The following is a 9,330-nucleotide window of genomic DNA, read 5'->3' as shown; positions in this document are numbered from 1 at the left end:
CAGTACCTGGACCCGAGCCAGGACCCGCTCAGGCGCAGGCCCCAGCGGCCCCAGGGCCAGAGCGGCCAGCGCCAGGGCCCGCCGCCCCAGCAGCACCAGGGGCAGCGGGCACCGCAGCCGTACCCGCCTCAGCAGCCCCAGCCGCCCCAGCGCCAGCGGCAGCGCTACGCGCCCCCTCCGCAGCAGCAGCAGCGGTACTCCCCGCCTCAGCAGCCGGCGCCCCAGCAGCCCCAGCCGCCCGCGCCGCGCCAGCCCCGGCAGCGCAGCGCCAACCCGATGCGGATCCCCGGCCTCGGCTGCCTCAAGGGGTGTCTGTTCACCCTGGTCCTGCTCTTCGTCGCCGGCTGGCTCGTCTGGGAGCTGACGCCGCTCCAGGACTGGATCGGCGAGGGCAAGAGCTACTGGAACGCGATCACCGACACCGTCGACACGGTGTCGGGCTGGGTCAAGGACCTCGGCGGTTCGGACGCCGGATCCGGCGGCTCGGGCTCCGGATCCAACTGACATCCGGCCGGCGACACCGACGCCGGTGACCGGAACCGGTGGGGCTCCCACCGGTTCCGGAGCGGTTCCGGCGCTTCTGTCGCTTTGTCGATACCCGCGGGATCAATTCCCCCGCAGAAGTGAACGTTGACGCGGTACCGGGCACTCAACACCCCGATACCCGCGTACTTTGATGGGCAAAGCCAGCCGCTGAGGGAGCAGTCTTGGCACGGAATATCGGCAGCCGGTACACCGCCCATCAGATCCTGGGGCGGGGCAGCGCCGGCACGGTGTGGCTCGGCGAGGGGCCCGAGGGTCCCGTCGCCATCAAGCTGTTGCGCGAGGACCTCGCCTCCGACCAGGAACTGGTGGGGCGCTTCGTCCAGGAGCGCACCGCGCTGCTCGGACTCGACCACCCGCGGGTGGTCGCCGTCCGCGACCTCGTCGTGGACGGCAACGACCTGGCACTCGTGATGGAGCTGGTGCGCGGCACCGACCTGCGCACCCGCCTCGACCGCGAGCGCCGGCTCGCACCCGAGGCCGCGGTCGCCGTCGTCGCCGATGTCGCCGAGGGCCTCGCCGCCGCGCACGCCGCCGGTGTCGTCCACCGCGACGTCAAGCCGGAGAACATCCTGCTCGACATGGAGGGCCCGATCGGCCCCGGCGGCGCGCACCCGGCGCTGCTCACCGACTTCGGCGTCGCCAAGCTGATCGACACACCCCGCCGTACGAAGGCGACCAGGATCATCGGCACTCCCGACTACCTGGCGCCCGAGATCGTCGAGGGCCTGCCGCCGCGGGCCGCCGTCGACATCTACGCGCTCGCCACGGTCCTGTACGAGCTCCTCGCCGGCTTCACGCCCTTCGGCGGCGGCCACCCCGGAGCCGTCCTGCGCCGCCATGTCACCGAGACCGTCGTGCCGCTGCCCGGCATCCCCGACGAGCTGTGGCAGCTCCTGGTCCAGTGCCTGGCCAAGGCCCCGGCCTCCCGGCTGCGCGCCTCCGAGCTGGCCGACCGGCTCCGCGAGCAGCTTCCGCAGCTCGCCGGCATCCCCTCCCTGGAGGTGGACGAGCCCGACGCCGAGCCGGCCGAGGAGGAGCCGTCGTACGGCGACACCGAGGCCGCGCGGGCCCCGGCGGACGAGCAGCCGCGCCGCAGGGGCGCGGTCCCGCTCGTCCCGGGAGCGGCGCCGGACTCCAACCGCGACACCCACACGAGCATGCGCGTTCCCGCCCCGGACGAGCTGGCGGGCGGCGCGCGCGGCACGGCCAGGGCGCCGCGCGCGGCGGGCCAGCGCAGGCCGGGATCGGCCCGGCACAAGGCGGAGGCCGTCCGTAAGCGGCGGATCACGCTGGGCGTGACGGCCGTCCTGCTGGTCGCCGTCCTCGGTGTCGGGGGCTGGCTGGCGTCGAGCAGCGACGGCGCGGAGCTCACCCCCACGGGCCCGGCCCCGGCGGCGTCCCCGGCTCCGTAGGAGGTGTCCGCGAAGTCCCGCCTGGCCCGCGACGCCTGGTAGGCACCTCGCCGCGTTGTCGGACCCGGCCGAGTACGGGTCCATCCACCACGCCGGTTCTCCGCCTTTCGATGCACCGCACCAGCCGCCGCGGGCTCCGCCCTGCGGGCGGACGGCGCCACTTCGCGGACACCCCCTTGGCACCTGCTCCCCGGACCGGCCGGAACGTGGCCCGTCCGGCCGTGGGGGATGCGGCACGCGGCCCGTCCGGTGACCGGCGACAGGGTGTGGGGCCCGTCCGGTGTTCGGGGACGAGGAGTCCCGCCGGGATCGGCGGCGGGGTTCCGGCCGTCAGCCGTTAGGCTGGGTGCGTGGCAGTCGTCGATGTATCCGAAGAGCTGAAGTCCCTTTCCTCGACCATGGGGTCGATCGAGGCCGTCCTTGACCTCGACAAGATGAGGGCCGAGATCGCTGTCCTGGAGGACCAGGCAGCCGCCCCGTCCCTCTGGGACGATCCGGAGGCGGCGCAGAAGATCACGAGCAAGCTCTCGCACCTCCAGGCGGAGCTGCGCAAGACAGAGGCGCTCAGGAGCCGCATCGACGACGTCGAGGTGCTCTTCGAGCTGGCCGAGAGCGAGGCCGACGCCGACGCCCGTACCGAGGCCGAGTCCGAGCTCGCCTCGGTGAAGAAGGCGCTCGACGAGATGGAGGTCCGCACCCTCCTGTCCGGTGAGTACGACGAGCGGCAGGCGCTCGTCAACATCCGGGCCGAGGCCGGCGGCGTCGACGCGGCGGACTTCGCCGAGCAGCTCCAGCGCATGTACATCCGCTGGGCCGAGCGGCACGACTACCCGACCGAGGTCTACGAGACGTCGTACGCGGAGGAGGCCGGCATCAAGTCGACCACCTTCGTCGTCAAGGCGCCGTACGCCTACGGCACGCTCTCCGTCGAGCAGGGCACCCACCGGCTGGTCCGTATCTCGCCGTTCGACAACCAGGGACGCCGCCAGACCTCGTTCGCGGGTGTCGAGGTGCTGCCCGTCGTCGAGTCCAGCGACCACGTCGAGATCGACGAGACCGAGCTGCGCGTGGACGTGTACCGCGCGTCGGGTCCCGGCGGTCAGGGCGTCAACACCACCGACTCCGCGGTCCGCATCACGCACATCCCCACCGGCATCGTCGTCTCCTGCCAGAACGAGCGCTCGCAGATCCAGAACAAGGCCAGCGCCATGAACGTCCTTCAGGCCAAGCTGCTCGAACGCCGCCGCCAGGAGGAGCAGGCCAAGATGGACGCCCTCAAGGGCGACGGCGGCAACTCGTGGGGCAACCAGATGCGTTCGTACGTCCTGCATCCGTACCAGATGGTCAAGGACCTCCGTACGGAGTTCGAGGTAGGCAACCCGCAGGGTGTGCTCGACGGTGAGATCGACGGCTTCCTGGAGGCCGGAATCCGCTGGCGCAAGCAGCAGGAGCGCTAGGGCGCTTCCTTCGGTTCCGGCCGAGGTCAGAGCCCAACCGGGCACCCTCGCAACGGACTCGCTTTGTCGACAAAGGAACTGCCGCCCCGGAGGCGGCAGTTCCCGTTTATGTCACAGTTACCCCTCGCTCGGCGGACAACTGGCTCGATAAGCGGGCAACGTGCGCGCAACGACCTTGACGCTCATGCGAAAACTCGGAATCGTGACGCGCGGCATGCGTATTTCCGGGGCGCGTGTGATTCGGGGGACCCGCACGCACGGACCCCCAACCGGCCGGCCCCGGACCGCTGCACCACTCACGATTAGCTACTGGGGGTAGCAAGCACATGACCAAGAAGACGCGGATCCGCGTAGCGCGGATAGCCGCCGGCGCGGTGATCGCAGCCGGTGCTTCGCTGACCGCCGCGGGCGCCGCTTCGGCCGTCGGCATCGATGTCAACGTCGGTGGCCTGAAGGCCTCCGTGGCCGTCGAGGGCGAAGGCGAGGGCAACACCATCGTCGGCGCCACGTCGGGTTCCGACGGTGGCAACACGATCGTCGGCACGACCTCGGGTGCTGACGGCGGTGCCGATGGTGGAGCCGATGGCGGTGCCGATGGTGGCGCTGACGGCGGTGCTGACGGTGGAGCCGATGGCGGTGCCGATGGTGGCGCTGACGGCGGTGCCGATGGTGGCGCTGACGGCGGTGCCGATGGTGGCGCTGACGGCGGTGCTGACGGTGGCGCTGACGGCGGTGCCGATGGTGGCGCTGACGGCGGTGCCGATGGTGGCGCTGACGGCGGTGCCGATGGTGGCGCTGACGGCGGTGCTGACGGTGGAGCCGATGGTGGAGCCGATGGTGGCGCTGACGGCGGTGCTGACGGTGGCGCCGATGGTGGCGCCGATGGTGGCGCTGACGGTGGAGCCGATGGTGGCGCCGCCGAGGGCCAGAGCGGTGGCACCGACGAGGGTCAGACCGGTGGTGCCGACGCCGGCGCCAGCGCGGGCACCACGGGCGGCACCGACACGGACAACGCCGGTTCGCAGCCGGTCGAGCAGGGCGAGGCCAAGGAGGAGCTGGCTGAGACCGGCGCCGCCGAGACCACGTTCCTGCTCATCGGTGCCGCGACCATGATCGCCGGTGGCATCGGCTTCCGGATGCTCCCGCGTCTGGTCGGCAACCGCGCCACGGCCGCCTGAGCACCCGCTTCAGGCATCCGCACGCACAGAAGGGCCCGGACACCCAACCAGTGTCCGGGCCCTTCCGCATGCTCAGGGACGGCTCAGGCCGTCTGATGCCCCACAGCCACCAGCGCCACCGCCGCTATCAGCACCACCAGCAGGGTCAGCAGCGCCACCGGGCTCAGGCCGCCGAGAGGGCCCTCCTGCTCCAGCCGCTGCCTGTTCGCACGGCAGACATGGCACCGGCCCTCGCTGACCGGTCCCGCGCAGTTGGCGCACACCAGCCGATCAAAGGTCATGCGCTCTCCTCCTCCCGCGCCGCGGAGCCGCGGGCACTGTCTCTGCGCCCAACGTTCCGGGAAACGCGACCGTTCCCCCTACCACTGTGCCAGCTCCCGCTCGATTCGGCGCTCCCCGTCGGATTGCACCCGGTCCGTCCCCGATGGCGGCCGACCGCCATCCGTGATAAATCACCCATGCCAGGACCAACCCCGGCGGCCGACTGCGCGGCCCTCGCCGGTTCGCGTAAGGTCTCGCTCACCTACTCCCGGCCGACCGTGGTGCACCCGTGATCCGATTCGACAACGTCTCCAAGACCTATCCGAAGCAGAACCGCCCCGCCCTGCGCGATGTGTCCCTCGACATCGAGAAGGGGGAATTCGTCTTCCTGGTGGGCTCCTCGGGCTCCGGAAAGTCGACCTTCCTGCGGCTCGTCCTCCGTGAGGAGCGCGCCAGCCACGGCATGGTGCACGTCCTCGGCAAGGACCTCGCGCGCCTGTCGAACTGGAAGGTCCCGAGCATGCGCCGTCAACTCGGCACGGTCTTCCAGGACTTCCGCCTCCTGCCGAACAAGACCGTCGCGCAGAACGTCGCCTTCGCGCAGGAGGTCATCGGCAAGTCCCGTGGCGAGACCCGTAAATCCGTCCCCCAGGTCCTCGATCTCGTCGGACTCGGCGGCAAGGAGGACCGGATGCCCGGTGAGCTCTCCGGTGGTGAGCAGCAGCGCGTCGCGATCGCGCGGGCCTTCGTCAACCGGCCCATGCTGCTGATCGCGGACGAGCCGACGGGCAACCTCGACCCGCAGACCTCCGTCGGCATCATGAAGCTGCTGGACCGCATCAACCGCACCGGCACGACTGTCGTGATGGCGACGCACGACCAGAACATCGTCGACCAGATGCGCAAGCGTGTCATCGAGCTCGAAAAGGGCCGTCTCGTGCGAGACCAGGCGCGAGGCGTCTACGGCTACCAGCACTGAGCAACGCGAAGAGCATCGAAAGCTGAAAGGACGCCATGCGCGCCCAGTTCGTCCTGTCGGAGATCGGCGTCGGTCTCCGCCGAAATCTGACGATGACGTTCGCCGTCATCATTTCCGTAGCCCTCTCGCTCGCGCTGTTCGGCGGCGCACTGCTCATGCGCGAGCAGGTCAGCGTGATGAAGGACTTCTGGTACGACAAGGTCAACGTCTCGATCTTCATGTGCAACAAGGGAGACGCCGAGACCACCGAGAAGTGCGAGAAGGGCCCGGTCACCGCGGATCAGCGGAAGACCATCGAGGGCGACCTCAAGAAGATGGACATCGTCGACGAGGTCTACCACGAGACGGCCGACGAGGCGTACAAGCACTACCGCGAGCAGTACGGCGAGACGCCCATCGCCGGGATGATCACCCCGGACCAGATGCAGGAGTCGTTCCGGGTCAAGCTCAAGGACCCGGAGAAGTACAAGGTGGTGGCGACCGCCTTCGAGGGCCGGGACGGTGTGCAGTCCGTCGCGGACCAGCGCAACATCCTCGAGAACCTCTTCAACTTGATGCAGGGCATGAACGTCGCCGCGCTCGGAGTGATGGCGCTGATGCTCGTCATTGCCCTGATGCTGATCGTGAACACCGTCCGGGTGTCCGCGTTCAGCAGACGCCGGGAGACCGGCATCATGCGGCTGGTGGGAGCGTCGAGCTTCTACATCCAGATGCCGTTCATCATGGAGGCCGCGTTCGCCGGGCTCATCGGCGGCGTCGTCGCCTGTGTACTGCTGCTCGCCGGGCGCTACTTCCTGATCGACGGCGGACTCGCGCTCGCCGACAAGATGCAACTGGTCAACTTCATCGGCTGGGACGCGGTGCTGGCCGTCCTCCCGCTGGTGCTGGTGATCGGTCTGCTGATGCCGGCCGTGGCCGCTTCCGTCGCGTTGCGCAAGTACCTCAAGGTGTGACAATGGCCCCTGGCGTCGTCTCGCCAAGCCGCTCTGCGGCGCCGGGGGTTGTCCTAGACTCGGCGCCATGCCGGGCCCCGAAAGTCGCCTCAGGCCCCACGGTTTCTACCGCGGGGCGGCCCTGACATTGCTCTTCGCGAGCGTGCTCGCCACCGCGGCGGCCACCGACTCGCTGCCTCGCGCCGACGAGGAAGCCGCCCGCATAAGCACCCGCTCCGTCGCCTCCACGGCCGACAGGGACGAGGTCGCGAGGGCCGCCGCCGAAGCCATGGCCGACGGGAAGTCCGCCACCGAGGCCGCCGAGGACGTCGTCAGCCGCAGCGGTGACCGCTGGGGCGCCGTGTACGACAAGGGTGAGTACGAGGAGTTCGAGCAGGCCCTCGACGGCAAGTACACCGGGGTGGGCCTCTCCGCGAAGCGGCTGGCCGACGGCCGGATCGCGGCGAGCAAGGTCCAGCCCGGCGGCCCCGCCGCGCTGGCCGGGATCAAGGCCGGCGACATCCTCCGTACGATCGACGGCGAACCGGTGGGCCGGCGGCCCGTGACCGAGGTCGTCGCGCTGCTGCGCGGTGACGGCAGGGACCGGGACACCGGCCGGTCCGAGGACGCCTCGGCGGGCACCACCGTCGTCCTCGGCCTGGCGCGCGACGGGCGCGAGTGGAGCGAGACCCTGCGCCGGGCCAGCCTCAGTACGGACGCGGTCACGCTCGACACCGGCGCCGACGGCGCCCTCGTGATCAAGGTGGCCGCCTTCACCAAGGGCAGCGGTAAGCAGATCAGGGACGCCGTGCTGGAAGCGCCCAGGGGCACCGGCGTCCTGCTCGACCTCCGGGGCAACGCGGGCGGGCTGATCACCGAAGCCGTCCAGGCGGCCTCCGCGTTTCTCGACGGCGGCCTGGTCGCCACGTACGACATACGGGGCGAGCAGCGATCCCTGTACGCGGACCCGGGCGGCGACACCGAGCGGCCGGTGGTCGCGCTCGTCGACGGCGGCACGATGAGCGCCGCCGAGCTGGTCACCGGCGCCCTCCAGGACCGTGGCCGGGCGATCACCGTCGGTTCGCCCACCTTCGGCAAGGGTTCCGTACAGATGCCGAGCCGGCTGCCGGACGGTTCCGTGGCCGAGCTGACGGTCGGGCACTACCGCACTCCGGCCGGTCACAAGGTGGACGACAAGGGCATCACGCCCGATCTGGTCGTGGCCGAACGGGCCCAGGAGCGGGCCCGCACGGTATTGAGTGGCCTCGGGGGCGGGGCGTAGTGCGAAAATGAACGCACTATGGCAAAGGAAAAGGACACAGGGCGCAAGCTGGTCGCGCAGAACAAGAAGGCGCGGCACGACTACCTCATTCTCGACACCTACGAGTGCGGTCTCGTACTGACAGGTACCGAGGTCAAGTCGCTGCGCCAGGGACGCGCCTCCCTGGCGGACGGCTTCGTACAGATCGACGACCACGAGGCGTGGCTGCACAACGTGCACGTGCCCGAGTACACCCAGGGCACCTGGACCAACCACTCGGCGCGGCGCAAGCGGAAACTGCTGATGCACCGGATCGAGATCGACAAGCTGGAGCAGAAGTCGAACGAGTCCGGTCACACGATCGTGCCGCTGGCCCTCTACTTCAAGGGCGGCCGGGCCAAGATCGAGATCGCGCTGGCGAAGGGCAAGAAGGAGTACGACAAGCGCCAGACGCTCCGTGAGAAGCAGGACCGGCGGGAGACGGAGCGCGCGGTCTCGGCCGTACGCCGGCGCCAGCGGGCCTGATCGCCCGACGGGCGGAATAAGGTGGCCGCGGCCCCCGTTGGTCACGTACGATGGTTGTTGTCCCGCTGCGCAGGGACGGCGTTTGAAAAATCAACATGGGGATGATCGGTTTCGACAGCGGATGTCGAGGCAGGGGAAGCGAGTCGAGGAAGCGGCAATGATCTCGTTAACCATATGTCGCAAACAATAATCGCCAATTCCAAGCGCGATTCCTCCACCTTCGCCCTCGCTGCTTAATTAGCAGCTAGCGAAGACTCCGTGGAGTGTCAGCCCGGGGGTGTTCCCGACCCGGATCCTGGCATCAACTAGGGAACTAAACCACCGCGTTCGGTCACGGGACACGGTGGGAAATCAAACAGTGACTGGGCCTGTCGGAGGCTTGTTCGCGTGACCTCCGGGGCCGAGTAAAAACGTAGCGAACTGCACTCGGAGAAGCCCTGGTTCCGCACCGTTGGACGCGGGTTCGATTCCCGCCATCTCCACCACCCCATGTGAGGCGAAGGCCCCGCTGCCCTGTCGGCAGCGGGGCCTTCGTCGTGCGTCCGGCGCCGTGATGTCGGACACAGCGTCCCGGCGAGGTGCGGCGCCGTGCCGGCTACGTACTCGCCCACCCCCGCCGCCCCGGATCGCGGCGCCCTGGAACAAGGGCAGTTCAGGGCCGTGAGGCCGTGCCGCGAGAACGGACCGCATGGCCGGAATCTTTACCTCAGGATCGGCCGTACGGCAGCGAACTCGTGCAGATGCCTATCAACTGGTGAAGCTGGAGTGGAGCACGTGTG

At 69.6% G+C, this 9,330-nt stretch carries 8 protein-coding genes, 1 other RNA gene and 1 pseudogene; 9 read left to right on the top strand and 1 reads right to left on the bottom strand.

Translation table 11 applies throughout. The features are described 5' to 3' along the window. From GXP76_RS31415 to GXP76_RS31400, 4 genes and pseudogenes are all read left to right on the top strand, one after another. Positions 1 to 504 (top strand): annotated as a pseudogene (locus GXP76_RS31415) (serine/threonine protein kinase); the annotation flags it as partial. A 203-nt stretch (positions 505 to 707) separates the two neighbouring features. Further along, positions 708 to 1,958, top strand: coding sequence for a serine/threonine-protein kinase (locus tag GXP76_RS31410; RefSeq protein ID WP_242575017.1), 1,251 nt, complete (start codon positions 708 to 710; stop codon positions 1,956 to 1,958). 350 nt (positions 1,959 to 2,308) lie between these two features. Then, positions 2,309 to 3,415 carry a peptide chain release factor 2 gene (prfB, locus tag GXP76_RS31405; RefSeq protein WP_242575016.1) on the top strand — a complete coding sequence of 369 codons (1,107 nt, stop codon included), beginning with the start codon at positions 2,309 to 2,311 and terminating at the stop codon, positions 3,413 to 3,415. Between the two features lie 326 nt (positions 3,416 to 3,741). Next, positions 3,742 to 4,593: a hypothetical protein gene (locus GXP76_RS31400; RefSeq protein ID WP_242575015.1), complete on the top strand. Its 852-nt coding sequence runs from the start codon at positions 3,742 to 3,744 to the stop codon at positions 4,591 to 4,593. 83 nt (positions 4,594 to 4,676) lie between these two features. On the opposite strand, the gene GXP76_RS31395 is transcribed toward GXP76_RS31400, so the two are convergent. Next, a complete protein-coding gene (locus GXP76_RS31395; protein WP_078077078.1) occupies positions 4,677 to 4,874 on the bottom strand; it encodes a hypothetical protein in 198 nt (65 codons plus the stop codon). Positions 4,875 to 5,143: 269 nt separating this feature from the next. On the opposite strand from GXP76_RS31395, the gene ftsE reads away from it, so the two are divergent. The 5 genes from ftsE to ssrA all read left to right on the top strand — a co-directional run bounded on the left by ftsE (position 5,144) and on the right by ssrA (position 9,036). After that, positions 5,144 to 5,833: a cell division ATP-binding protein FtsE gene (gene ftsE, locus GXP76_RS31390; RefSeq protein WP_078077079.1), complete on the top strand. Its 690-nt coding sequence runs from the start codon at positions 5,144 to 5,146 to the stop codon at positions 5,831 to 5,833. A 35-nt stretch (positions 5,834 to 5,868) separates the two neighbouring features. Then, positions 5,869 to 6,786: a permease-like cell division protein FtsX gene (gene ftsX, locus GXP76_RS31385; RefSeq protein WP_242575014.1), complete on the top strand. Its 918-nt coding sequence runs from the start codon at positions 5,869 to 5,871 to the stop codon at positions 6,784 to 6,786. Positions 6,787 to 6,853: 67 nt separating this feature from the next. After that, entirely contained in the window at positions 6,854 to 8,047 is a 1,194-nt protein-coding gene (locus GXP76_RS31380) for a S41 family peptidase (RefSeq protein ID WP_242575013.1), read from the top strand. Between the two features lie 18 nt (positions 8,048 to 8,065). Next, on the top strand, positions 8,066 to 8,551 hold the full coding sequence (gene smpB, locus GXP76_RS31375; RefSeq protein WP_078077082.1) for an SsrA-binding protein SmpB: 486 nt from the start codon (positions 8,066 to 8,068) through the stop codon (positions 8,549 to 8,551). 97 nt (positions 8,552 to 8,648) lie between these two features. Next, positions 8,649 to 9,036, top strand: a transfer-messenger RNA (tmRNA) gene (ssrA, locus tag GXP76_RS31370). Positions 9,037 to 9,330 lie beyond the last annotated feature (294 nt).

The sequence above is a fragment of the Streptomyces sp. NP-1717 genome (assembly GCF_022695985.1).
Lineage (GTDB): Bacteria > Actinomycetota > Actinomycetes > Streptomycetales > Streptomycetaceae > Streptomyces.
The sequence above is the reverse complement of the archived record's forward strand: the minus strand, read 5'-3'. Positions and strand labels throughout refer to the sequence as shown.

Excerpts from the sequence above, each read along its gene's own strand:
- GXP76_RS31400 (WP_242575015.1), top strand. The coding sequence starts at position 3,742 with ATGACCAAGAAGACGCGGATCCGCGTAGCGCGGATAGCCGCCGGCGCG.
- GXP76_RS31395 (WP_078077078.1), bottom strand. The coding sequence starts at position 4,874 with ATGACCTTTGATCGGCTGGTGTGCGCCAACTGCGCGGGACCGGTCAGC.
- ftsX (WP_242575014.1), top strand. The coding sequence starts at position 5,869 with ATGCGCGCCCAGTTCGTCCTGTCGGAGATCGGCGTCGGTCTCCGCCGA.
- GXP76_RS31380 (WP_242575013.1), top strand. The coding sequence starts at position 6,854 with ATGCCGGGCCCCGAAAGTCGCCTCAGGCCCCACGGTTTCTACCGCGGG.
- smpB (WP_078077082.1), top strand. The coding sequence starts at position 8,066 with ATGGCAAAGGAAAAGGACACAGGGCGCAAGCTGGTCGCGCAGAACAAG.